Origin of the sequence: Thalassococcus sp. BH17M4-6 (assembly GCF_049323015.1) — a bacterium.
Taxonomy (GTDB): Bacteria; Pseudomonadota; Alphaproteobacteria; order Rhodobacterales; family Rhodobacteraceae; genus Puniceibacterium.
In genome coordinates this window covers 16,403-38,647 of record NZ_JBMPGU010000016.1, presented here as the reverse complement: position 1 = coordinate 38,647, position 22,245 = coordinate 16,403, and the positions used below count along the sequence as shown (strand labels likewise).

The 22,245-nt window shown below is 64.7% G+C and carries 33 protein-coding genes; 19 read left to right on the top strand and 14 right to left on the bottom strand.

Features of this window, described 5'->3' with window-relative positions; translation table 11 throughout:
- Positions 1-113: 113 nt before the first annotated feature.
- Together ACOXXX_RS18700 and ACOXXX_RS18695 are read left to right on the top strand one after the other, a co-directional pair.
- Entirely contained in the window at positions 114-464 is a 351-nt protein-coding gene (locus ACOXXX_RS18700) for a hypothetical protein (RefSeq protein WP_422828135.1), read from the top strand.
- Between the two features lie 76 nt (positions 465-540).
- The gene (locus tag ACOXXX_RS18695; RefSeq protein ID WP_422828166.1) at positions 541-1,506 is read left to right on the top strand and encodes a LysR family transcriptional regulator; all 966 of its coding nucleotides are present in this window, start codon (positions 541-543) and stop codon (positions 1,504-1,506) included.
- Between the two features lie 67 nt (positions 1,507-1,573).
- On the opposite strand, the gene ACOXXX_RS18690 is transcribed toward ACOXXX_RS18695, so the two are convergent.
- Entirely contained in the window at positions 1,574-2,338 is a 765-nt protein-coding gene (locus tag ACOXXX_RS18690) for an alpha/beta fold hydrolase (RefSeq protein ID WP_422828134.1), read from the bottom strand.
- A gap of 140 nt (positions 2,339-2,478) precedes the next feature.
- Here ACOXXX_RS18690 and ACOXXX_RS18685 point away from each other — a divergent pair, with 140 nt between their 5' ends.
- Positions 2,479-2,805 (top strand): hypothetical protein, encoded by a 327-nt coding sequence (locus tag ACOXXX_RS18685; RefSeq protein ID WP_422828133.1) that lies wholly within the window; start codon positions 2,479-2,481, stop codon positions 2,803-2,805.
- On the opposite strand, the gene ACOXXX_RS18680 is transcribed toward ACOXXX_RS18685, so the two are convergent.
- The 3 genes from ACOXXX_RS18680 to ACOXXX_RS18670 all read right to left on the bottom strand — a co-directional run bounded on the left by ACOXXX_RS18680 (position 2,744) and on the right by ACOXXX_RS18670 (position 4,332).
- Entirely contained in the window at positions 2,744-3,649 is a 906-nt protein-coding gene (locus ACOXXX_RS18680) for a DUF817 domain-containing protein (protein WP_422828132.1), read from the bottom strand. The genes ACOXXX_RS18685 and ACOXXX_RS18680 overlap by 62 nt on opposite strands.
- A 51-nt stretch (positions 3,650-3,700) precedes the next feature.
- Positions 3,701-3,853: a hypothetical protein gene (locus ACOXXX_RS18675; protein ID WP_422828131.1), complete on the bottom strand. Its 153-nt coding sequence runs from the start codon at positions 3,851-3,853 to the stop codon at positions 3,701-3,703.
- 80 nt (positions 3,854-3,933) lie between these two features.
- A complete protein-coding gene (locus ACOXXX_RS18670) occupies positions 3,934-4,332 on the bottom strand; it encodes a (R)-mandelonitrile lyase (protein WP_422828130.1) in 399 nt (132 codons plus the stop codon).
- 133 nt (positions 4,333-4,465) lie between these two features.
- On the opposite strand from ACOXXX_RS18670, the gene ACOXXX_RS18665 reads away from it, so the two are divergent.
- Complete coding sequence (locus tag ACOXXX_RS18665) at positions 4,466-4,660, top strand: hypothetical protein (protein ID WP_422828129.1); 195 nt, start codon at positions 4,466-4,468, stop codon at positions 4,658-4,660.
- Between the two features lie 233 nt (positions 4,661-4,893).
- Positions 4,894-5,562, top strand: a complete 669-nt coding sequence (locus ACOXXX_RS18660; protein ID WP_422828128.1) for a helix-hairpin-helix domain-containing protein — start codon at positions 4,894-4,896, stop codon at positions 5,560-5,562.
- A 66-nt stretch (positions 5,563-5,628) separates the two neighbouring features.
- Here ACOXXX_RS18660 and glyA read toward each other — a convergent pair whose 3' ends face one another.
- Positions 5,629-6,924 (bottom strand): serine hydroxymethyltransferase, encoded by a 1,296-nt coding sequence (gene glyA / locus ACOXXX_RS18655; protein ID WP_422828126.1) that lies wholly within the window; start codon positions 6,922-6,924, stop codon positions 5,629-5,631.
- Between the two features lie 168 nt (positions 6,925-7,092).
- On the opposite strand from glyA, the gene ACOXXX_RS18650 reads away from it, so the two are divergent.
- Both ACOXXX_RS18650 and ACOXXX_RS18645 read left to right on the top strand, forming a co-directional pair.
- Entirely contained in the window at positions 7,093-7,854 is a 762-nt protein-coding gene (locus tag ACOXXX_RS18650; RefSeq protein WP_422828125.1) for an NAD kinase, read from the top strand.
- A 63-nt stretch (positions 7,855-7,917) separates the two neighbouring features.
- Positions 7,918-8,622, top strand: a complete 705-nt coding sequence (locus ACOXXX_RS18645; protein ID WP_422828124.1) for a DUF4396 domain-containing protein — start codon at positions 7,918-7,920, stop codon at positions 8,620-8,622.
- Positions 8,623-8,625: 3 nt separating this feature from the next.
- On the opposite strand, the gene ACOXXX_RS18640 is transcribed toward ACOXXX_RS18645, so the two are convergent.
- Genes ACOXXX_RS18640 through hisF form a run of 3 tightly spaced genes read right to left on the bottom strand, consistent with a single transcriptional unit; the run spans position 8,626 to position 10,322 of the window.
- On the bottom strand, positions 8,626-9,186 hold the full coding sequence (locus tag ACOXXX_RS18640) for a CIA30 family protein (protein WP_422828123.1): 561 nt from the start codon (positions 9,184-9,186) through the stop codon (positions 8,626-8,628).
- Positions 9,187-9,233: 47 nt separating this feature from the next.
- A complete protein-coding gene (locus tag ACOXXX_RS18635) occupies positions 9,234-9,545 on the bottom strand; it encodes a phosphoribosyl-ATP diphosphatase (protein WP_422828122.1) in 312 nt (103 codons plus the stop codon).
- 18 nt (positions 9,546-9,563) lie between these two features.
- Positions 9,564-10,322 carry an imidazole glycerol phosphate synthase subunit HisF gene (gene hisF / locus ACOXXX_RS18630; protein WP_422828121.1) on the bottom strand — a complete coding sequence of 253 codons (759 nt, stop codon included), beginning with the start codon at positions 10,320-10,322 and terminating at the stop codon, positions 9,564-9,566.
- A gap of 101 nt (positions 10,323-10,423) precedes the next feature.
- Between hisF and ACOXXX_RS18625 the strand changes: the two genes are divergently transcribed.
- Positions 10,424-10,879 (top strand): DUF302 domain-containing protein, encoded by a 456-nt coding sequence (locus ACOXXX_RS18625; RefSeq protein WP_422828120.1) that lies wholly within the window; start codon positions 10,424-10,426, stop codon positions 10,877-10,879.
- A 4-nt stretch (positions 10,880-10,883) separates the two neighbouring features.
- On the opposite strand, the gene hisA is transcribed toward ACOXXX_RS18625, so the two are convergent.
- Positions 10,884-11,606 (bottom strand): 1-(5-phosphoribosyl)-5-[(5-phosphoribosylamino)methylideneamino]imidazole-4-carboxamide isomerase, encoded by a 723-nt coding sequence (gene hisA / locus ACOXXX_RS18620; protein ID WP_422828119.1) that lies wholly within the window; start codon positions 11,604-11,606, stop codon positions 10,884-10,886.
- A 148-nt stretch (positions 11,607-11,754) separates the two neighbouring features.
- On the opposite strand from hisA, the gene ACOXXX_RS18615 reads away from it, so the two are divergent.
- Entirely contained in the window at positions 11,755-12,126 is a 372-nt protein-coding gene (locus ACOXXX_RS18615; RefSeq protein ID WP_422828165.1) for a DUF2147 domain-containing protein, read from the top strand.
- Between the two features lie 155 nt (positions 12,127-12,281).
- Positions 12,282-13,103, top strand: coding sequence for an alpha/beta fold hydrolase (locus ACOXXX_RS18610; RefSeq protein ID WP_422828118.1), 822 nt, complete (start codon positions 12,282-12,284; stop codon positions 13,101-13,103).
- Positions 13,104-13,172: 69 nt separating this feature from the next.
- Here ACOXXX_RS18610 and hisH read toward each other — a convergent pair whose 3' ends face one another.
- Both hisH and hisB read right to left on the bottom strand, forming a co-directional pair.
- Positions 13,173-13,811 carry an imidazole glycerol phosphate synthase subunit HisH gene (gene hisH / locus ACOXXX_RS18605; RefSeq protein WP_422828117.1) on the bottom strand — a complete coding sequence of 213 codons (639 nt, stop codon included), beginning with the start codon at positions 13,809-13,811 and terminating at the stop codon, positions 13,173-13,175.
- A 31-nt stretch (positions 13,812-13,842) separates the two neighbouring features.
- The gene (gene hisB, locus ACOXXX_RS18600; protein WP_422828116.1) at positions 13,843-14,430 is read right to left on the bottom strand and encodes an imidazoleglycerol-phosphate dehydratase HisB; all 588 of its coding nucleotides are present in this window, start codon (positions 14,428-14,430) and stop codon (positions 13,843-13,845) included.
- Between the two features lie 128 nt (positions 14,431-14,558).
- On the opposite strand from hisB, the gene ACOXXX_RS18595 reads away from it, so the two are divergent.
- Positions 14,559-14,798: an Lrp/AsnC ligand binding domain-containing protein gene (locus ACOXXX_RS18595; RefSeq protein ID WP_422828115.1), complete on the top strand. Its 240-nt coding sequence runs from the start codon at positions 14,559-14,561 to the stop codon at positions 14,796-14,798.
- 7 nt (positions 14,799-14,805) lie between these two features.
- Positions 14,806-15,345: a GNAT family N-acetyltransferase gene (locus ACOXXX_RS18590; RefSeq protein WP_422828114.1), complete on the top strand. Its 540-nt coding sequence runs from the start codon at positions 14,806-14,808 to the stop codon at positions 15,343-15,345.
- On the opposite strand, the gene ACOXXX_RS18585 is transcribed toward ACOXXX_RS18590, so the two are convergent.
- From ACOXXX_RS18585 to ACOXXX_RS18575, 3 genes are all read right to left on the bottom strand, one after another.
- Positions 15,333-15,761: a cupredoxin domain-containing protein gene (locus ACOXXX_RS18585; protein ID WP_422828113.1), complete on the bottom strand. Its 429-nt coding sequence runs from the start codon at positions 15,759-15,761 to the stop codon at positions 15,333-15,335. The two genes, ACOXXX_RS18590 and ACOXXX_RS18585, sit on opposite strands and share 13 nt — an antisense overlap.
- A 128-nt stretch (positions 15,762-15,889) precedes the next feature.
- Positions 15,890-16,225, bottom strand: coding sequence for an ArsR/SmtB family transcription factor (locus ACOXXX_RS18580; RefSeq protein WP_422828112.1), 336 nt, complete (start codon positions 16,223-16,225; stop codon positions 15,890-15,892).
- A 4-nt stretch (positions 16,226-16,229) separates the two neighbouring features.
- Positions 16,230-16,637 (bottom strand): thioredoxin fold domain-containing protein, encoded by a 408-nt coding sequence (locus tag ACOXXX_RS18575; protein ID WP_422828111.1) that lies wholly within the window; start codon positions 16,635-16,637, stop codon positions 16,230-16,232.
- A 74-nt stretch (positions 16,638-16,711) separates the two neighbouring features.
- Between ACOXXX_RS18575 and ACOXXX_RS18570 the strand changes: the two genes are divergently transcribed.
- The 7 genes from ACOXXX_RS18570 (at position 16,712) to soxB (ending at position 22,241) form a co-directional block, all read left to right on the top strand.
- Positions 16,712-17,449, top strand: a complete 738-nt coding sequence (locus ACOXXX_RS18570) for a cytochrome c biogenesis CcdA family protein (RefSeq protein ID WP_422828110.1) — start codon at positions 16,712-16,714, stop codon at positions 17,447-17,449.
- A gap of 20 nt (positions 17,450-17,469) precedes the next feature.
- Positions 17,470-18,048, top strand: a complete 579-nt coding sequence (locus ACOXXX_RS18565) for a thioredoxin family protein (protein WP_422828109.1) — start codon at positions 17,470-17,472, stop codon at positions 18,046-18,048.
- Positions 18,049-18,176: 128 nt separating this feature from the next.
- Positions 18,177-18,647, top strand: a complete 471-nt coding sequence (gene soxX, locus ACOXXX_RS18560; RefSeq protein ID WP_422828108.1) for a sulfur oxidation c-type cytochrome SoxX — start codon at positions 18,177-18,179, stop codon at positions 18,645-18,647.
- A 49-nt stretch (positions 18,648-18,696) separates the two neighbouring features.
- Entirely contained in the window at positions 18,697-19,113 is a 417-nt protein-coding gene (gene soxY, locus ACOXXX_RS18555) for a thiosulfate oxidation carrier protein SoxY (protein ID WP_422828107.1), read from the top strand.
- 79 nt (positions 19,114-19,192) lie between these two features.
- Positions 19,193-19,522: a thiosulfate oxidation carrier complex protein SoxZ gene (gene soxZ, locus ACOXXX_RS18550; RefSeq protein ID WP_422828106.1), complete on the top strand. Its 330-nt coding sequence runs from the start codon at positions 19,193-19,195 to the stop codon at positions 19,520-19,522.
- Between the two features lie 65 nt (positions 19,523-19,587).
- Positions 19,588-20,445 carry a sulfur oxidation c-type cytochrome SoxA gene (soxA, locus tag ACOXXX_RS18545; protein ID WP_422828105.1) on the top strand — a complete coding sequence of 286 codons (858 nt, stop codon included), beginning with the start codon at positions 19,588-19,590 and terminating at the stop codon, positions 20,443-20,445.
- Positions 20,446-20,543: 98 nt separating this feature from the next.
- Positions 20,544-22,241: a thiosulfohydrolase SoxB gene (gene soxB / locus ACOXXX_RS18540; protein ID WP_422828104.1), complete on the top strand. Its 1,698-nt coding sequence runs from the start codon at positions 20,544-20,546 to the stop codon at positions 22,239-22,241.
- Positions 22,242-22,245 lie beyond the last annotated feature (4 nt).

The window sequence follows — 22,245 nt, the reverse complement described above, 5'->3', positions numbered from 1 at the left end:
ACAAACGTGAATTGAAAATCCCGTGGCAATCGGGCACTCTGCTGCGCAGGCAATGTTGGCCGGTTGCACGGAGGGACGAACCCTTTGGCCCGGCCCGGGATCGAGGCGGTGTCATGAGAGTGATTGGAATTCTGATCTGTCTGTCGCTATTGGCGGCATGCGGTGGCGGCAATCGGTACGACCGGGAACCGGCACAGGTGATGCGGCTGTCGGGCGGCCCCATCGCCCGGGCCTGTCTCGCCAGCGACCGCAAGGCGCGCAGCCGCGAGCTTTGCGGATGTATCCAGACCGTGGCGAACCAGGATCTTTCAGGGCAGGATCAGCGCATGGCGGTGAAGTTCTACAAGGATCCGCACCGCGCGCAGGAGATCCGGCAATCCGACCGCAGCACGCATGAAGCGTTCTGGAAACGCTACACCGGCTATGCTGCGCGGGCCGAACAGCTGTGCCGGATCTACCGCTAGGCGTGCGGTGATTTTCGTTGACCTGAGGGCGGGCCCTATTCACAAAAGGTGAATGTGGCTGCCAAAGGGGCGCGGGATGGTGATGAAGGGCGTGACGCTGCGCGGGCTCGAGGTGTTCGAGGCGCTGGCCGCTACCGGATCGGTCGCCCAGGCGGCCGAGGCAACGGGGCTGAGCCAGCCCGCCGTCAGCCAGCAGATGCGCAACCTGGAATCCGCGCTCGACGTCGATCTGCTGGATCACGGTCGCCGCCCGATGACCCTGACAGCGGCGGGGCGGTCGTTCCTGGCGCGCACCCAGACCGTGCTGGGCGAGCTGCGACAGGCCCGCAACGAGCTGACGGTGATGGATCTCACGCATCTCAGCACGCTGAACCTTGGCATGATCGACGATTTCGAAAATGACCTGACGCCGCGGCTGGTGACGATCCTGGCCGACAGCCTGACGCGCTGCCGCTTCAAGCTGATTTCCGCCCCGAGCCACGAGATCAGCGCCGCGATGCAGGCCGGTCGGCTGCACATCGCCGTCGCCGCCAGCAGCGGGCAGGCGCTTGACGGCGTGGCGGAATATCCGCTGGTGCGCGATCCGTTCCTGTTGGTGACGCCGCGCGGCGCGCTGCGCGAGGCCGGATCGCTGGATGCGGTGATGCAGGGCCTGCCGCTTTTGCGGCATGACCGTGATCAGTTGATCGGGCGGCAGGTCGAGGCGCACCTGGCGCGGCATGACCTGCGCTTCGACGAACGGTTCGAGATCGGCACGCATCTGTCGCTGATGACGCTGGTGGCCCGCGGCGTGGGGTGGAGTATCACGACGCCGCTGGGGTACATGCGCGCGGCGCGGGTGCATGGAGAGGTCGAGGCGCATGCGTTGCCGTTTCCGCCATTTGCCCGCACCATCGCACTTTTTGCCGGGACGGACTGGACCGACGAGGTGCCACGGGACGTGGCGCGTACGGCGCGGCACCTGCTGCAGACGCTGGTGATCGACCCGGCGCTGACGCAACTGCCCTGGCTCGAGGGCGATTTGCGGCTGCTGGACGGCTAGCACGGTTTTCAGTTTTTGAAAACCGGTGGCGCTGCTCCTCAAGCCCTTGCGGGCTTTCCTCGCCTTGTCAGGCGGTCAGGTCCAGAAAGGCGCGCACCGACGCTTCGAATTCGCGGGGTTTTTCGGCATGCAGCCAGTGCCCGGCGCCGGGGATCCTGGCGAACCGGGCCTGCGGAAAGAAGTCGCGGATCACGGGCCGGGCGTCCTGGGTCACGTAGTCCGACTCCGCGCCCGACAGAAACAGCGTCGGGCCGTCGAACTGGCCCGATACATCAGGAAAGCCCAGCACCTTGTCCATCTCGGCCGCAAGCGTGTCGAGGTTCAGTTTCCAGCGCTTTTCCTTCAGGTCGAGCGATTGGGTAAAGAACGCCTGCAACCCCGGATCCGGCACATGTGCGGCCAGTTGCGCCACCGCGTCCGAGCGTTTTTCGACGCGGGCAAGGTCCACCGCGCGCATCGCCTCGATATACTGGATCTGGCTGTGGCTATAGGGCACCGGCGCGATGTCCGCCACGATCAGGCGGTTGACCAGGGCGGGCTGCGTGATGGCCAGCACCATCGCGGCCTTGCCGCCCATGGAATGGCCCAGCACATCCGCCGGGCCGTCCAGCCCCGCGATCACCTCTGCCAGGTCCCCGGCCATGTCGGGATAGCTGTGGCTGTCGGTCCAGCCGCTGTCGCCGTGGTTGCGCTGATCCACGGCGATAACCTGCCGCTGATCCGACAGGCGCTTGCCGATCACGCCCCAGTTGCGGGCCGATCCGTAAAGGCCGTGCACGATCACCAGCGGCGGCTGGTCGGTAGGTGTGCCATGTGAAAGCGTATTGAGCATGCCAGCGGTTTAGCGGGCTTTGCCGGGCGGGGCCAGTGCCGTGGACACGCTTTGCGCTTTTGCTTGGCCCGGCGGCGCGCTAGTCAGGGCCGATGAATGAAAAGACGGACATACCGGCGCGGATCGCGCGCCTCGAAGGTTTGCTCGAGTCCCGCTTCGGCGCGCGGCGCGGCGGGCTGGCCCGGAGAAGCGGCAAGGTCGGCCGCGACCTGCCGCGCGCGGTCCGGCACGATCTTGACCGGGTGAGCCAGGCCGAAATCATGCTGGCCCATCCCAAGCTGGCGCTACGGGTCGATCAGGCCGCCGTGCTGGCCGCGGCCGAGCGCGCCGAGGCGCACCTGACCGACGTCGATGCCCGTGACCGGCGGCGGGGGCGGCTGCTGGGCATGCTGGGGGCGCTGGTCTTCAACCTCTTGCTGCTGGGGGTGATCCTTCTGCTGCTGCTGCGCTGGCGCGGGCTGGTGTGAACGGCGCGCGCAGCAGAACATCGCGCAGGACCAGCGTCACCGTGACAAAGCTCACGTAAAGCAGCAGGTACCACGACCCCATCTTGGCAAAGCTCACCCGCTCGAACGGGGTCTGGCCCGCGTAGATCCAGGTGCCGGTGTTGGTGCCGACGTTTTCGGCCACCCACAGGAAGATCGCCGTGAGAAACGCCGCCAGCGGCAGCGGCATCCAGCGCGGGGTCTGCCCGATGGTGAACCAGACCCGGGTGCGCGCGAAAAGCACCAGCGTCGCGGCAAACAGCGCCAGCCGGATGTCGGGCAGGAAGTGATGCGCAAAGAAATTCACGTAGATCGCTACCGCCAGCACCACGGTGGTCCAGAACGGCGGGTAGGGGGCGAATTTCATGTCGAAGATGCGGATCACCCGCGCCATGTAGCTGCCGACCGAGGCATACATGAATCCCGAGAACATCGGCACGCCCCAAAGCTTCAGCAGCGCCGGTTCCGGATAGCTCCAGGACCCGGCGTTGACCTTGAAGATCTCCATTGCCGTGCCGGTCAGGTGAAAGAGCAGGATCACCCGCGCCTCGGCCCAGGTCTCCAGCTTCAGCGTCAGAAAAAGCACCTGCAATCCGATCGCATAGAGCGTCAGCGCGTCGTAGCGCCACACCGGCCAGTCGCCCTGCCAGATGCGCGACGACACAAGGATGCCGACCAGCATCATGATCGCGAAAAGGCAGGCCCAGCCCTGTTTGAGCACGAACATGACAAACTCGGCCAGCCCGTGCGGCAGGCGCGCGCGCATCCAGTCGCCCATGCGGCGTTCGATCCGGGCGGTTTGGCTGCGGCGGGTCGGGGCGGTCATGGCGGCATGAAAGCCGCAGAATCGCGGTCATGTCCAGCCGGGGTGCGCTGCTCAATCCCCGGGCGCGGCGCGCTCTTCGCTCAGGGGGGAGAGGGGGTCTGGCCCCGGGGCCGGCCAGACCTCGACGGTCAGCCCCTGCGCCGCCAGCCCCAGAAGGAGCCCGAGCGCGGGGCCGATCAGGCCGGTGTCGAAGGGAAGGCGCATCGGATCCTCCTGACTTTGGGCGTCAGGGGATAATACGGCGCAGGCGGCGCGGTCCGTCGCGACGGGGGCGGATTTTTCCGTCACCCGCCGGAGTATTGCTGCGCGCTGACCTCCTCGAGCCAGTCGGCGGCAGAGCCGTCCTGTGCCTCTTGCAGGGCCAGGTGGGTCATCGCGCCGTCCGGCCCCGCGCCGTGCCAGTGCTTTTCGCCCGGCGCGAACCAGACGGTATCGCCCGGTTGCAGCGTTTGCAGCGGCCCGCCGTCGGTCTGCGCTAGGCAGGTCCCCGACAGCACCACCAGCGTCTGGCCCAGCGGGTGCGTATGCCAGAAGGTGCGTGCGCCGGGGGCAAAGGTCACCCGCGCGGCGTTCAGGCGGGCAGGGGCCTCGGGCGTCGGCACTTGTTCAAGTGTGACACTGCCGGTGAAATACGCGGGATTGCCGGGGCGGCTGTCATGATCTGCGCTGCGGGTGATCTGCATGGTTGGGGTCCCTTTATGCCTCGCACCAAGGGAACACCAATGGCACCGGTTTGCCAAGGGTGGCCGGCCCGGTTGCCTCTGCTGAAAAAGTATATACATTAGATATGCATTGCATATGCGGTGCACCCTGTCCGTGGAGACCGGAACCGTGGCCGACAAGAAGAAATCGAAAAAAAAGGACCTCAAGGACAGCCAGCTGATCATCAGGATCGCGGGCGCCGACCGGGACCGATTTGTGGCGCTGTGCGAAGAGCTCGACACCAGCGCCGCGCGCGAAATCCGCAGGTTCATTCGCGATTTCCTTGCGTCGCACGAAGACGGGTCCTGACGCGGAGCCAAGAACTGTCAAAGGAGACACCGATGTCGAAGAAATCCAAGATCAAGTCGCTCAAGGCCGAGGTCAAAGCCCGCAAGGCCAAGATCAAGCGTCACGAGAGCAAACTGAAATCCGCCAAGAAGGCGCTCAAGAAAGCCGCCTGAGGCCCGGTTCCGCGGTCCCGGGTTGCGGGGTCGCCGGCCGCCCAGACCAAGGAGAGTCTGACGATGAAATCGATTGAAGAGGTGTCCGGCGTCGGTCCGGCCCTTGCCACGCTGCTGCGGGAGCACGGCATCATGTCCGCCGCCGACCTTGCGTCGCGCAGCCCGGAAGACCTGCAAGAGATCCCCGGCATCGGCGCTGCCCGCGCGCGCAGCCTGTCGTCTGCGGCGGCCGATGCGACGGTTGACGCAACGCCCGCAGAGGCCGAGACCGCCGCATCGCCGGTGGTCGCGACGCCCGAGCCGATCGCAGAGCAGCCGACAGAGGTGGTCAACGGCACGGCCGCGGAGCCTGCGACGGCAGAGGCAGCTGAGACGCACGCGAAAGCCGACAAGGCTGCGAAGCCTGCGAAAACCAAAAAGCCCGCGAAGGCTGCGAAGCCCGCGAAAGCCGACAAGGCTGCGAAGCCTGCGAAAGCTGAAAAGACCGCGAAGGCCGACAAGCCCGCGAAATCGAAGAAGGCGAAGGCCCCGGCTGAATCCAAGAAGGCGCCCAAGACCTCGGGCAAGAAGAAAGCCGCCGCCAAGGACAAAGCCGCCAGCTCCAAGAAGCAAGCGGACAAGGCCGCGAAGAAGGCCCAGACGGTTGCCGAAAAAGCCAAGGCCAAGGCCAAGAAGGCCGCCGCCAAGGCAAAGCAGGCGGTCAAGGACGCCAAGAAAAAGACCAAGAAGGCGAAGAAGGCCAAGGCCTGACACCGCGCCAAAAGAAAACGCCCCGCAGCTCTGCGGGGCGTTTCCGTTCGATCCGGTGGGGTCGGATCAGAGGTTCGGGTAGAGCGGGAAGCGGGCGCAGAGTTCGGCCACCTCGGCCTTGACCTTTTCCTCGACCGCGCCGTTGCCGTCTTCGCCGTTGGCCGCGAGGCCGTCCACGACTTCGAGGATCCAGCGCGCGATCTGACGGAACTCCGGCTCACCAAAGCCGCGCGTGGTGCCGGCGGACGACCCAAGGCGGATGCCGCTGGTGATCGTCGGCTTTTCCTCGTCGAAGGGCACGCCGTTCTTGTTGCAGGTGATGTGGGCCCGACCAAGCGCCTTGTCGGTGGCGTTGCCCTTCACACCCTTCGGGCGCAGATCGACCAGTACGATATGCGTGTCGGTGCCGTGGGTCACGGTTTCGAGCCCGCCTTTGTGCAGTTCGTCCGCCAGCGCCTGGGCGTTGGTGATGACGTTCTGGATGTAGGTCTTGAATTCGGGCTGAAGTGCCTCGCCGAAGGCCACGGCCTTGGCGGCGATCACGTGCATCAGCGGGCCCCCTTGAATGCCGGGGAAGATGGCGGAGTTGAATTTTTTCGCCAGAGCCTCGTCATCGGTCAGGATCATGCCGCCGCGCGGGCCGCGCAGGGTCTTGTGGGTGGTCGTTGTGGCGACATGCACATGCGGGAAGGGGTTGGGATATTCGCCCGCCGCGATCAGCCCGGCGAAATGCGCCACGTCGGCCAGCAGATAGGCCCCGACGCTGTCGGCAATCTCGCGGAACTTGGCAAAGTCGATTTTGCGCGGGATGGCCGATCCGCCCGCGATGATCATCTGCGGCTTGTGCTCGGCCGCGAGGGCGGCCAGTTCGTCATAGTCGATATCGAGCGTGTCGCGCTTCACCCCGTATTGCACGGCGTTGAACCACTTGCCCGACTGGTTGGGCTTGGCCCCGTGGGTCAGGTGGCCGCCCGCATCGAGCGACATGCCCAGAATTGTGTCGCCCGGCTTCAGCAGCGCCTGAAACACGCCCTGGTTGGCCTGCGAGCCGGAGTTCGGCTGCACATTGGCGAAGCTGCAGCCAAAAAGCTTGCAGGCGCGATCGATGGCCAACTCTTCGGCGACATCGACCCAGTCACAGCCGCCATAGTAGCGGCGGCCCGGATAGCCTTCGGCGTACTTGTTGGTCATCACCGATCCCTGCGCTTCCATCACGGCGGCAGAGACGATGTTTTCCGACGCGATCAGCTCGATCTCGTCGCGCTGACGGCCCAGCTCGCCCCGGATGGCGGCGCTGATCTCGGGGTCGCGATCGGCAAGCGTCTCGGTGAAAAATCCGGTGTCACGGTGCGGGGCATTCATGTCGTGGCCTCCTTTGAGGGTGCGGAATCTGTGCGCGTTTCCTATAGGAAATTAATCCTCGATCAAGCGTTGAAAAGAAGGAAATGGTCTTAAGACCTTGGCTTTGCTGGTGTGTGTCGGAAACTTGTGCTTGTTTCAGAAACAGATAGCACCTAGCCGGGAAAACCCATGTCGCTCAGAATTGCCTTCGCCGCAAGCAACGCGCCCATTGCACAGGCGGCGCGCGAGACGCTGACCCGGCAATATGGCGACCACGCCGAAGCAGGCGCCGACGTCATCGTGGCGCTTGGCGGGGACGGTTTCATGCTGCACACCCTGCACCGGACCCAGGGGCTGGGCGCGCCGGTCTACGGCATGAACCGGGGCACGGTCGGGTTCCTGATGAACGAATATTCCGATCACGGGCTCGAAGAGCGGCTGAGCGCGGCCGAGGCGGCGGTGATCACGCCGCTGTCGATGCATGCGACCACGTCCGATGGCACCCTGCACAAGGAACTGGCGATCAACGAGGTGTCGCTGCTGCGGCAGGGGCCGCAAGCGGCGCGGCTGCGGATCAGCGTCGACGGGCGGCTGCGGATGTCGGAACTGGTCTGTGACGGCGCGCTGGTGGCCACGCCGGCCGGGTCCACCGCCTACAACTACTCTGCTCACGGGCCGATCCTGCCCATCGGGTCGGACGTGCTGGCGCTGACGGCGATGGCCGCGTTCCGGCCCCGGCGTTGGCGCGGCGCGCTGCTGCCCAAGACCGCAGAAGTGCGGTTCGAGGTGCTGGATGCGGAAAAGCGCCCGGTGATGGCCGAGGCCGATGCCCGCGCGGTGCGCGACGTGGTGCAGGTCGACATCCGGTCCGAGCCGTCTATCGCGCACCGGGTGCTGTTCGATCCCGGCCACGGGCTCGAGGAACGGCTGATCCGGGAGCAGTTCGTCTGATCCGGCGGGCTTCCGGAGCGGCCGATTGAGGGAACCGGGCCGGTTCTGGGTGGTTGGCCCGTCATGGACATCCTCGACACCCTGCACGACGCCATTGACACACCAGCCTTCCTGATCGGCTTTCTGGCGCTTATGCTGCCAAGTCTTTTCTGGCTTATCCGCGACCTGCAAAGACGCAATACCCATCTGATGCCGCTGATGAAGGTCGTCTGGGGGCTCACCGTAATTTATACCGGGCCGCTGGGCCTGGCCATCTACCTGTGGTCGGGCCGCAAGGAGATCGCGACCGACAGCCTGCCGCGCCGGGCGTTCCGGTCGGTGGCGCATTGCTGTTCCGGCTGCGGCATGGGCGAGATTGTCGGCGTGGTCGTGGCGGCGGGGATCCTGTCGCTGGGCTCGGTCTGGGTGTCCGTCATCACCTTCGCGCTGGCCTATGCCGCCGGATACGCCTTGACCGTCGGGCCGCTGGTGCAGGACGGCGTGCCGCTGCGCACCGCCATGCGCGACGCGGTCGTTGCGGAAACGGCGTCGATCACGGTGATGGAGGTCACCGCGATCAGTGTCAGCCTGTGGCTTGCGGCGGGAGCGGGTATGGGCGACGTGCGGTTCTGGACCGCGCTGATCGTGTCGCTGAGCTGTGGCCTGCTGGCGGCCTATCCGGTCAACGTTCTGCTGCTGCATTTCGGCGTGAAGGAAGGGATGATGGACCCGCGCATGACCGACCATGACGGGCATGATCATCAGGGCGATCCCGCGACGGCGGGCTGACCCTCAGGCCGTGCCGATCCGCGCCAGCGCCACATCTGCCTGATGATCCCGACCGTAAGCCACGAGCGCCACGCTGCGGATGTTGCCGCCATTGGGGCGCGCCCGCACCAGCCGCCCCGACGGCTCGAACGCGCTGAGCGGCAGGGTGATGTCGGCCCAGTCGGCGCCTGCGTCGAACCCGGCCTGCCAGTATTGCCCCGGCAGCATCATTCCCGAGGTGCGCAGATGCACGAAATAGCGCTGGCCGTTGCCGCGCGCGCGCAGGGTGATGGCCGAGGTGTCCTGCGGCAACCCGCCCGGCAGATCGTGGCGCGCCTGCACGAAGCCGCCACGGTTTTCGGTCGAGACATCGCCGGTCAGGCGCATGGCGGGCACGCCGTACATCGCGCCAAATTCAAGCGATCCGGTGGATACGCCGCCCATCACCTGATCGGTGAAAAAGCGCCAGCGGTTCTGGGGGGCGCCGGTGAAATCGTCGATCAGCATGGGGCGGGCCTGCAGCAGGGTCGGGGCGGCCAGCAAAAGCGCCAGAACGCCACGGCGGGTGACATGGATGTTTTTCATGATCAAAGGGTAGCGCCCTCACGCCGCCTTGCCAGCATGCGGGGCCGTCAGCCCTTGCGCGACGCTTTCTCTGCCAGACCCGAGGTGCCCTGACGCCGCGCAAGCTCGGCCATGACATCGGCAATGTCCACGTCGCGTGCGCGCAGCATCACCAGCAGGTGAAAGAGCACATCCGCCGCCTCTGATGTCAGGCGGGCGCGGTCGCCCCTGACCGCCTCGATCACCGCCTCGATCGCCTCTTCGCCGAACTTCTCGGCGCATTTATCGGGGCCCTGCGACAGCAGCTTGGCGGTCCAGCTTTCGCCGGGATCGGCGTCCGCGCGGGTGGCGATCAGGGCGGCAAGATCGTCAAGGGTCATGGCGGGGCCTTTCCGGGGTCACTGGCGCACGGCAATGCCGTTGGCGGCCATATGCGCCTTGGCCTCGGCAATGGTGAAGTCGCCGAAATGAAAGATCGATGCGGCCAGCACCGCTGACGCACCGCCTTGGGTCACGCCGTCGATCAGATGATCCAGCGTTCCGACGCCGCCGCTGGCGATCACCGGGATGCTGACCGCATCCGAAATCGCCCGGGTCAGCGGCAGGTTGAAGCCTTCGCGCGTGCCGTCCCGGTCCATCGAGGTCAGCAGGATCTCGCCAGCCCCCTTGGCCGCCACTGTCATGGCGAAATCCACCGCGTCGATGCCGGTGGCCCGTCGCCCGCCATGGGTGAAAATCTCCCAACGGCCCGGCTCGACGGTCTTTGCGTCTATGGCCACGACGATGCACTGGCTGCCGAACTGGTCGGCGGCTGCCGTCACCACATCCGGGTTGGCCACAGCGGCGGAGTTGAAGCTGACCTTGTCGGCCCCCGCCAGCAGCAGCGCCCGCACATCGGCCACGGTCCGCACGCCGCCGCCCACGGTGAGCGGGATAAAACACTGTTCGGCGGTGCGGGTCACGACATCGAACATCGTGCCGCGGTTTTCCTCGGTCGCCATGATGTCGAGAAAACAGATCTCGTCGGCGCCCGCGGCATCATAGGCACGCGCCGCCTCGACCGGGTCGCCCGCATCCACCAGATCGACAAAGTTCACGCCTTTGACCACGCGGCCATCGGCGACATCGAGGCAGGGAATGATGCGGGTTTTCAGCATGGTCTCATCAACGTTATCCGATTTGAGGACCTTTTAGGGGGAATGGCGGTTAGCTTCCAGTGGGTACGCCCCAGATTGTGATCCGAATGAAAGGAATGGCTATGAAACATGCTTTGGCTTTGGTGGGCGCGTTGGCGCTGGCCCCGATCCTGCCGCAGGGCGCAGCTGCACAGGACATCATGACCGATGCGTCGCAGAAAAGCGTCGATGCCACGGTCGACCAGCTGGTGAGCGCCATCGAGGGGGCCGGTGCGACCGTGTTTGCCGTGGTGGATCATGGTGCGGGCGCGAAAGAGGTCGACATGGACATCGGCAATTCCAAGCTGGTGATCTTTGGCAACCCGCAGGTCGGCACCCCCGCGATGATGGACAACCGGCAGGCCGGGCTGTTCCTGCCGATGAAGGTACTGGTCTATGAAGATGCGGCGGGCATCGTGACCGTCGCTTACGAGGACCCGATGGCCCTGACCGCGCTTGAAGGCATTTCCGAGGACGCGGAGTACCTTGGAAAAATGCAGGGTGCCTTGAAGAAGCTGACCGGCGCCGCGGTCGAATGAGGCGTCAGGCGCGCAGGGCCTTGAGGGCTTCGCCAAGGTCCAGCGCGCCGTCGTAAAGCGCGCGGCCCGAGATCGCGCCGGAAATGACGCGGGTGTCGCGCAGGGCAATGAGGTCGTCCAGCGACGACACCCCGCCCGACGCGATCACCGGGATATCTACGGCGCGGGCCAGCGCCTCGGTCGCCGGAATGTTCGGGCCCTGCATCGCGCCGTCGCGGTTGATATCGGTATAGATGATCGCCGCGACCCCGGCATCCTCAAAGGATTTGGCAAGGTCGGTGACCATCACATCGGTCTCTTCCGCCCATCCCTTGGTGGCGACTCGTCCGTCGCGCGCGTCGATGCCGACGGCGACCTGCCCCGGAAAGGCGCGCGCGGCGTCGCGCACGAGGCCGGGATTTTCCACCGCCACCGTGCCCAGGATGACCCGGGCCAGCCCCTTTGACAGCCAGGTCTCGATCGTCGCCATGTCGCGGATGCCGCCGCCCAGCTGTGCGGGCGTGTCGGGGCAGGCGGCGAGGATCGCCTCGACCGCTGCGGCGTTGACCGGTGTACCCGCGAAGGCGCCGTTGAGGTCCACCAGATGCAGCCAGTCGCAGCCCGCGTCGACAAAGCTGCGCGCCTGCTGGTCGGGCGTGTCGCTGAATACGGTCGATTTTTCCATGTCCCCGCGCAGCAGGCGCACGGCCTGACCGTCCTTGAGGTCGATGGCGGGGTAAAGGATCATGGCGGCTCTCCTGCGCTGGTGCGCGCGGTTTTGCATGACGGGACGGCAGATGCAACGCGACCTCACGTCAGACTTGATCTGCCGCCCGTCCGCGCGTCAGGCTTTGCCCACCACTCACGGGAGGAGAGAGAACGTGAAGAGACTGAGCATGCTGCTGGCCGGGCTGGCCCTGACGGCGGGCGCGGCACTGGCCGATCCGGCGGAAGGCACCTGGAAGACCGAGGTTGACGACGGATCCTACGCCTATGTCGGGCTGAAGCCTTGCGGCCCCTACATCTGCGGCACCATCGACCGGACCTTCAATTCGCGCGGCGAATACAAATCCCCGAACCTTGGCAAGACGCTGGTGATCAACATGGCACCGCAGGGCGGCGGCAAGTACGAGGGCAAGGTGTGGCGCCCGTCGAACGACAAGATCTACATGGGCAAGATGCAGCTGAACGGCAGCACGCTGCAGCTTTCGGGCTGCGTCGCGGGCGGCTTGCTGTGTTCCAAACAGACGTGGAGCCGGGTCAACTGATCCGCGCAAAAGCTGCGTGAAATCGGGCGGGGCAACCCGCCCTTTTTTGTGTCGGGCGACTGCGGCTCCGCCGCGACGAAAGGCCCGCGCTGGCCCCGGAACAGACCTTTGCTCGCTCGCGTTGCTTAGATGAAACGATACGAGAGGAGTTCATCGTGACGACTGTAACCACCGCCGACGGAACCGACATTTTCGTCAAGGACTGGGGCGAAGGCACGCCCGTCGTTCTGATTCACGGCTGGCCGCTCAACGCCGACAGCTGGGAACATCAGGCGCTGGCGCTGGCCGAGGCCGGATACCGTGTGGTGTCCTACGACCGGCGCGGCTTTGGCCGATCGGGCCAGCCATTTCAGGGCTATGACTACGACACCATGGCCGACGATCTGAGCAGCGTGATCCATGCGCTTGACCTGCGCGACGCAACCATCGCCGGGTTCTCCATGGGAGGGGGCGAGGTGGCCCGTTACATGTCGCGCCACGCCGGCGACCGGGTCAGCAAGGCGATGCTGGTTTCGTCCATTGCGCCTTTCATGAAAAAGACCGACGACAACCCCGACGGCGTGCCCGCCGATGTATTCGAGGATATGAAAGCCGGTGTGCGCAAGGACCGTCAGGCTTTTCTTGAATCCTTCTTTGGTGATTTCTATGGCGAAGGAACCGATGGTGGCGGCGTCAGCGACGCGGTGCGCCATTGGACCTGGAGCATGGCCATGATGGGCAGCGTCAAGGCGACGCTGGACTGCATCGACGCCTTCGGCCACACCGACCTGCGCCCGGACATGGCGGCGTTCAAGGTGCCGACGCTGGTGCTCCACGGCACGGCCGACAAGATCGTGCCCATTGATCCGTCGGGCCGTCAGGCGGCCAAGATGATCGAGGGGGCGACTCTCAAGGAAATCGACGGCGCGCCGCATGGCATGACTGCCACCCATGCGGATCAGGTGACCGAGGCGATGCTCGATTTCCTGAAAAGCTGACCCGTTTCTCTGACGGCATGCACGCCCGGTGTGGATTACGCCGGGCGTTTTGCGTTTCCGGTCGGCCCGTCAGGGCGTCCAGGTCAGGAAGTTGGCGATCATGCGCAGGCCGATACCGGCGCTTTTCTCGGGGTGGAACTGCAGGCCCAGCATGTTGTCACGCCCGACGATAGCGGTGGTTTCCTCGTCATAGTCCACATGCGCGATGCGTTGGCTCAGGTCGGCCATGCGCATCTGGTAGGAATGCACGAAATAGGCGTGATCGCCGGTCTTGACCCCGTCCAGCACCGGATGCGGATGGTCGATGACCAGATCGTTCCAGCCCATGTGCGGCACCTTGTAGGCCGGGTCCTTAGGGGCGATGTGCATGACTTCGCCATCAATCCAGCCCAGCCCGTCGGTTTCGGTGTATTCATGCCCTTTACGAGCCATCAGCTGCATGCCGACGCAGATGCCCAGGAAGGGCCGCGCCTTGACCTCGACCGCCTCGACCATCGCCTCGTAAAGTCCGCCTTGCCCGCGCAACGCCTCGGCGCAGGCCGGAAAGGCGCCGTCGCCGGGCAGCACGATCCGGTCGGCCCGCGCGACGGTGTCCGCGTCCGAGGTGACGATGACCGTGCCTGCGCCAGTCTCGCGCGCCATCTTCTGAAACGCCTTGTCGGCCGAATGCAGGTTGCCGCTTTCGTAATCGATGATCGTTGTGAGCATGAATGCCTCGGGTCTGTCTGGCTTCGACCGGTCAGAGCGCGCCTTTGGTCGACGGGATCGCCTTGGCCGTGCGGGCATCGACCTCGAGCGCGTCGCGCAAGGCGCGGGCGACGGATTTGAACGCGGCCTCGGCGATGTGATGGACGTTGATGCCGTGCAGCGCATCGACATGCAAGGTCAGGCCGCCATGGGTGCTGAAGGCCTGAAAGAATTCTCGCACCAGTTCGGTGTCGAACGTGCCGATCTTGGCACTGGGCAGCGCCACGTTCCACACCAGATAGGGGCGGCCCGAGATATCGAGCGCCGCGCGCACCAGCGCGTCATCCATCGGCAGAAGGCACGACCCGTAGCGGCGGATGCCGGTCTTGTCCCCGACCGCCTGTGCCAGCGCCTGACCCAGCGCGATGCCCGTATCCTCGACCGTGTGGTGATCGTCGATGTGCAGATCGCCCGCCGCGCGCACGGTCATGTCGATCAGCGCGTGGCGCGCCAGCTGGTCCAGCATGTGATCGAAAAAGCCGACACCGGTCTGGTTGTCGTACTGTCCGGTGCCGTCCAGATCGACGGTGACCGCGATATCGGTCTCGTGGGTCTTGCGGGTGACGGTGGCGCTGCGCATGTCGCGTCTCCTGTGACTTCGGTGCGCTTATAGGGCCGGGGGGCGGGGACGCCAAGGGGCCTGATTTCGACATTGTGGCCACCGGTGCGGATGTGCCAGATTGAACGCCAACAGAGGGGTGACCTGCCATGACCACATGCGTCTTTGTCCAGATCCGCTGCACGCCGGGCACGACCTACAGCGTGGCGGAGGAAATCGCACTGCGCGAAATCCATTCAGAGCTCTATTCGACCAGCGGCGAATATGACCTTCTGCTCAAGCTTTATGTGCCGCAGGGCCAGGATGTGGGGCATTTCATCAACGAAAACCTGAGCGATATCAAGGGTCTAGAGCGGACGCTTACGACGCTGACCTTCAAGGCGTTCTGAGGCGGGCGTGCAGCTGCGACCGGCGATGCCTGCGGACTTTGCCGCGCTCGGGCAGGTGATGTTCGACGCTATACGCACCGGGCCATGCCCCTATAGCGAGGCACAGCGCGCCGCGTGGTGCCCGGAACCGCCGGGCGGTGATGGCTGGGACGACCGGCTGGCGCAACAGGCGCTGGTGATGCTTGTCGAGGATGCGGCGGGACCGGCCGGGTTCATGACCCTGCGCGGCGACGGCTATATCGACCTCGCCTTCCTGCTGCCGCGGGCGCGCGGGCAGGGACAGTTCCGGCAGCTTTTCACGGCGGTCGAGGCCAAGGCGCTTGATCTGGGAATGGCGAAGCTGGAGACCCATGCCAGCCTGATGGCCGAGGCGCCGTTTGCCAAAATGGGCTTTGCGGTCGTGACGCGGGAAGAGGTCGAACGCGCGGGCCAACGCCTGCGCCGGGCGCAGATGCGCAAACCGCTCAGGGCGGTTGCCGGAACGGCGAAACGCGGCAGCGTAGCTGCCGCGCCTTGCAACGATACAGAGCGTGATCAGTTGGCGTAGGCCTCATCGGCGAGCATCAGCGGCTTGCCGTCAGCGCCTAGATCGGTCGGCGCGGGGTTGAGATAGTCGATGGTGCCGATGGCCTCGACGACCTGGCCTGCTTCGCCCGTCGCGGTCGCCGGGTCGGCGACGATGTCGAGCGAATTGTCGTATTGCGCCTTCATCCCCTCTTCGACCAGAAGGATGTAATCCTGCTCGGGCAGCAGTACGCCCGTGGACCAGCTGCCGTCGACCGCGGTGGCCGACATCGGCAGTTCGCCCTGGTTGTAGAACCGGATCGTGTCGCCCGGCTCCGGATAAACGACATCGGGGAAATAGCCGGTATCGAGCATGACGACATAATGCTCTTCGGCCTGCGACGGGGTTGCGACGACCAGCGCGGCCAGTACGGCAAAGAGCCCGGTTTTGCGCAGCATGATATGCTCCTTTGAGAAACTCGAACGCCCCACCCGAGTCTGCTGCAAAGGGGACTACTGCTAAAATTGGGCGAAAATTTGGCGGTTTGATCAAATCCGGCAGAAATCGGCCCGTGCCGCAACGCCGGTCAGTCGTCCTTGCAGAAAAGATCGTAGACGCATTCCAGCATCTTGCGCGGCTTGTCGTCGGCCAGCCGGTAATAGATCGCCTTGCCATCGCGGCGCGGCACCACCAACCCTTCGAGCCGTAGGCGCGACAGTTGCTGGCTGACCGCGGCCTGCCGGGCCGACAGCAGATCCTCTAGCTCGGTCACGGATTTTTCGCCCGACACCAGATGGCACAAGATCATCAGCCGCCCCTCGTGGCTGATCGCCTTGAGAAAGGCCGACGCCGTTGTCGCCTTTTCGACGATGCGGTCGAATTCCTCGTCGGTCATGTCGTCGCGCAGAACGGGCAGGGCCATGGTGCTATCCCTTATCTTCGGATGCGACAGGTGTGGCCGACTGGACATCCGGGGCGTAATCCGTGTGTTCGGCCAGCATCATCGACAGCACGCCCCAAAAGAAGTCCGCGCCCGGGTACCCTTCGATCCGGGCCAGTTCGGTGCCGTCCTCGACCAGGATGAAGGTCGGGGTGAAGTTCACGCGACGGTCGTATTCGATGCCGTCGGGCGGGCCGGTGCGCAGATCGGCACGCAGCAGCGGCGCATGCTGCCCTTCGCGGGTCTTGGGGTAGGCTTCGGAAATTTCCTCGTCCCAGCGTTCGCAGTAGACACAGCCGGGCTGTTCGACCATGACAAGCTGCGGATCGGCCAGCAGCGGGCCGGTCGAAAGCAGCCAAAGTGCTGCGGCGATCAGGGGCAGGGGACGCTGCATTGGACGATCCAATTGACGAGTAGGTAACTCACAACATAATATGAATATGTGAATTGATCAAGGAGGCCCGCGCCGTGCTCGATATTTCTTTCGCAGGTGCGGCATTGGCGGGGCTGCTGAGCTTCTTTACGCCCTGCATCCTGCCGATGGTGCCGTTCTACCTGTGCTACATGGCCGGCCTGTCGATGGCGGAACTGCGCAGCGATGCGGGCATTCCGCCGGGCGCGCAGAAACGTCTGTTGCTGTCGGCGATCTGCTTTGCTCTCGGGGTCACGACGATCTTTGTCCTGCTGGGCATGGGGGCGACGGCGGTGGGCCGGGCCTTTGCCGACTGGCTGGACGTGCTGAAATACGTCGCCGCGGCGCTGCTTCTGGTGTTCGGGCTGCATTTCCTCGGCATCATCCGGGTGCCGATCCTCTACCGCGAGGCGCGCGTCGAAAGCAGCACCGAACCCACGACCGTGCTGGGCGCCTATGTGATGGGGCTGGCCTTCGGCTTTGGCTGGACGCCCTGCGTGGGGCCTGCGCTCGCGTCGATCCTGATGATCGCCAGCGGCATGGGCAACATCACGCAGGGCGGGTTGCTTCTGCTGGTCTACGGGCTGGCGATGACAGCGCCTTTCGTGGTGGCCGCGCTTTTTTCCGGTCCGTTCCTGCGCTGGACCGCGCGGCACCGGGACAAGCTGGCCTATGTCGAGAAAGTGATGGGCGCGATGCTCATCCTCTTTGCGATTCTGATCGCGACCGATACGGTGAACCTGATTGCCGACGCCATGATCCGGTGGTTTCCCGGATGGGTGTCGCTGAGCTGACGCTTGGGAGGGCGAGGAAGATGAAACACTGGATCACGGGTCTTGCGGCGGCGCTGACGGCGCTGCCGGTCTGGGCGGCGGAACTGGGTGACGACGGGCTGCATAAAACCGATTGGATGCGCAACACCTTCAAGGACCTGCGCGAGGATCTGGAAGAGGCCAACGCCGAAGACAAACGCCTGGTGCTGTTCTTTGAACAGCGCGGCTGCGTCTACTGTACCCAGATGCACCAGGAGGTGTTTCCGCAGCCCGAAATTGACAGCTACATTTCTGAAAATTACTTCGTGGTGCAGCTCAACCTGCATGGCGATATCGAGGTGACCGATTTCGACGGGGAATCGCTGACCGAAAAGGACATGGCGCGGAAATGGCGGATCCTTTTCACGCCCACGATCATGTTCCTGCCCGAAGAGGTGCCCGAAGACACCTCGGCGGCCGAAGCCGCCGTGGCCGTGATGCCGGGCGCCTTTGCCAAGGGCACCACGCTGGACATGTTCACCTGGGTCAATGAAAAGCGCTACCTGCTTGACAACGGTGAGGATTTCCAGCGTTACCACGCGCGGATGATCCAGGAACGCGACGACGGGCACACGGACTGAGCCTGAGTTTCGGGCCGCATTTATTCACTTCTGTGAATTTGTTGTTGCGTCCCGGGGGCGCGGTAGCCTACGGTATACGCACCGCTGTCCCGCACGAAGAACGGGGGCGGACAGCCTAGGGAGGGAACATGAGGTTTACAGCAATCACGATCGCAGCGAGCCTGGTGGCGAGTGCCGCACTCGCCAACCCGGTCGCTCCGGACGACGTGAAATATGACGAATACGGCGCGGTCGAGACGTCGCTGAGCGGTACGCCCGGCGATGCGGAGGCCGGCGCCAAGGTGATGACCACCCGGGGGCTGGGAAACTGCGTGGCCTGCCACAAGGTCGACGCGCTGGATGCGGCCTTCCAGGGCGAGGTCGGCCCGCCGCTCAACGGTGTGGGCGGCTACCGGACCGAGGCGGAACTGCGCGGCATCGTGGCCAATGCCAAGATGACCTTCGAAGGCACCGTCATGCCCGCGTTCTACAAGACCAGCGGCTTTACCCGGCCCGGCAACGGCTATACCGGCAAGGCCGCCGAGGGAGAGATTGAACCGCTGCTGTCCGCACAGCAGATCGAGGATGTCGTCGCCTATCTGATGACCCTCAAAGACTAGGCAGGCGCAACGGCCTGCCCGCACTGCACGAGATCTAAGGAGAGAATTGATGGAATTCACACGACGCGAGACATTGGCCCTGGGTGCCGGTGCGGCGCTGCTGACTGTTCTGCCGTTCCGCGCCAATGCGGCGGTGGACGATCTGGTCGCCGAGTTCACGGGCGGTGCCGACATCGCCGACGCGGGCGTTGACCTGATCGCCCCCGAAATTGCCGAAAACGGCAACACCGTTCCGATCGAGGTTTCGGCCCCGGGCGCAAGTGCCATCATGGTGCTGGCCGCCGGCAACCCGACGCCGCCGGTCGCGACGTTCAACTTTGGCCCGCTGGCGGGAAGCCAGGCGGCGAGCACCCGGATCCGCCTTGCCGGAACGCAGGACGTGATCGCGATTGCCAAGCTCGAGGACGGCAGCTTTGCCCGCTCCTCCAAGACCGTGAAGGTCACCATCGGCGGCTGCGGCGGCTAAGGCTCGGAGCAATCCCGGCGAAAGTGGATACCGGTTTCGCGGTTCGGGATTGCGACCAACAAGGATAGGAGACAAAGAAATGGCATCTGGAGTCAAACCCCGCGTCAAGGTTCCCAAGTCGGCATCTGCTGGCGAGGAAATCACCATCAAGACGCTGATCAGCCACCCGATGGAATCCGGCCAGCGCAAGGACAGCGACGGCAACACCATCCCGCGCTCGATCATCAATCGCTTCACCTGCGACTTCAACGGCGAGAACGTCATCGACGTGAAGATGGAGCCCGCGATTTCCACCAACCCGTATTTCGAGTTCACCGCGACGGTGCCCGAAGAAGGTGAGTTCAAGTTCACCTGGTACGACGACGACGGGTCGGTCTACGAAGACGCGAAGAAAATCGCAATCGGCTGAAGCCGGTGCGCGGCCCTGCCCCCCGGAACATCGCGGGGCAGGGCTGATTTCAGGGAGGGAAACCAATGAAAATCAAGGCAATGACCGCCATCGCCGCCGTGCTGTTCGCCGCGGCACCGGCCCTGATGGCAGGCGGGCCGGATGATGACACCATGGTCATCAACGGTGAGATCGAAATGACCACCAAGACCGCCGCGCCCGCGCACATGGAAGGCACCGGCATCGACGAGATCATCTCGGGCTGGCACTTCCGCGAGGACGAGACCCAGGCGCAGCAGCTGGACGACTTCGAGAACCAGGGCATGATCTTTGTCGACAACGCGATCGAGGCCTGGGACACCGTCGAAGGCGAGGCAGGCGAATCCTGCGCGTCCTGCCACGGCGCGCCCGAGGATATGGCAGGCGTGAAGCCGACCTATCCCAAGTATGTCGAATCCGCTGGTGAGGTGCGCACGCTGCAGATGCAGATGAACGCCTGCCGGACCGAGCGCATGCAGGCCGAGGCGTGGAAATACGACGCCAAGCCCGCCATCGAGATGGAGGCGCTGCTGTCGTCGGTGTCGCGCGGCATGCCGATGAATGTCGCCATCGACGGCCCCGCGGCCGAGACCTGGGAAAAGGGCAAGGAGCTCTATTACACCCGCACCGGCCTTCTGGAGCTGTCCTGCGCGTCCTGCCATGAAGAGAACTATGGCAACTACATCCGCGCCGACCACCTGAGCCAGGGCCAGATCAACGGGTTCCCGACCTACCGTCTGAAGAACGCCAAGCTCAACGGGGTGCACAGCCGCTTCAAGGGCTGCGTGCGCGACACCCGCGCCGAAACCTACAGCACCGGCAGCCCCGAATTCGTGGCGCTGGAGCTTTACGTCGCCTCGCGCGGCAACGGCCTGTCGGTCGAAGGTCCGTCGGTCCGCAACTGATGCAATGACCCCGCGCGGCATCTGGCTGCGCGGGGTTTTCCTTCTCTGAAATATGCACACATGCGAATGTGTTTTGCGCTAATGGAAAGACCCTTCCCATGATCTCCAGACGCGATTTCCTGCAGGTTTCGATGGCCACCACCGCGCTGGTGGGGGCAAGCGGGTTCGGCAACTGGTCGCGGCTGGCGGCTCAGCAGGCCCTGACCCAGGACCAGTTGCTGCAGTTCGACAGCTACGGCAACCTGACGCTGATCCATGTGACCGACATCCATGCGCAGCTGAAACCGATCTATTTCCGCGAGCCTGAAATCAACATCGGCGTCGGCCCCAATCGGGGCGAGGTGCCGCATATCACCGGCGCGGATTTCCGCAAGCTTTACGGCATCTCGGACGGCAGCCCGTCACATTACGCGCTGACCTACAACGATTTTTCCGCGCTGGCGCAGGAATACGGACAGGTCGGCGGGATGGACCGCGTGGCCACCGTCGTCAACGCGATCCGGGCCGAACGCCCGGATGCGATCCTGCTGGACGGCGGCGACACCTGGCACGGCTCCTACACCTGCTATCACACGCAGGGACAGGACATGGTCAACGTGATGAACGGGCTAAAGCCCGACGCGATGACGTTCCACTGGGAATTCACCCTGGGCTCGGACCGCGTGAACGAGATTGTCGAAGGCCTGCCCTTTGCCGCGCTCGGCCAGAACATCTTTGACGCGGAATGGGACGAACCGGCGGAGCTTTTCAAGCCCTATCAGTTCTTCGAACGGGGCGGCGTCAACGTAGCGGTGATCGGTCAGGCCTTTCCCTACATGCCCATCGCCAACCCTGGCTGGATGTTCCCCGAGTATTCCTTCGGCATCCGCGACGAGCGCATGCAGGAAATCGTCGACGAGGTGCGGGGCATGGGCGCCGAATGCGTTGTCCTGCTGAGCCACAACGGTTTCGACGTCGACAAGAAGATGGCCGGGCAGGTGACCGGCATCGACGTGATCCTGTCGGGCCACACCCATGACGCGCTGCCCGAACCGGTGCTGGTGGGCGACACGATCATCGTCGCATCCGGCTCCAACGGCAAGTTCGTGAGCCGGGTCGATCTCAATATCAAGGACGGGCGGATGATGGGCTTCCGTCACAAGCTGATCCCGATCCTTTCGGACGTGATCGCGCCCGACCCCGAAATGACCGCGTTGATCGACGAACAGCGCGCGCCCTACGAGTCGGTGATGTCCGAGGTGATCGGCAAGACCAGCAGCCTTCTGTATCGCCGCGGAAATTTCAACGGCACCTGGGACGATGTGATCTGTGACGCGCTGCTGAGCGAGCGCGAGGCGGAAATCGCCCTGTCGCCCGGCGTCCGCTGGGGGCCGTCGATCCTGCCGGGGCAAGAGATCACGCGCGAGGATATCTGGAACGTCACTTCGATGACGTATCCCAACGCCTACCGCACCGAAATGACCGGCGATTTCCTCAAGGTCGTGATGGAGGATGTGGCCGACAACCTGTTCAACCCCGACCCCTATTACCAGCAGGGCGGCGACATGGTGCGCGTCGGAGGCCTGGGCTACCGCATCGACGTGACCAAACCGCAGGGGGAGCGGATCTCCGAGATGACGCTGCTGTCGACCGGCGAACCCATCGACCCCGCGCGCAGCTATGTGGTCGCGGGGTGGGCCAGCGTCAATGAGGGTACCGAAGGCCCGCCGATCTGGGACGTGGTGGAAAGCCACATCCGCGCGCAGGGCACCGTCGAGGTGGGCGAGAACACCAGCGTTCAGGTGGTCGGAGCCTAAGGCG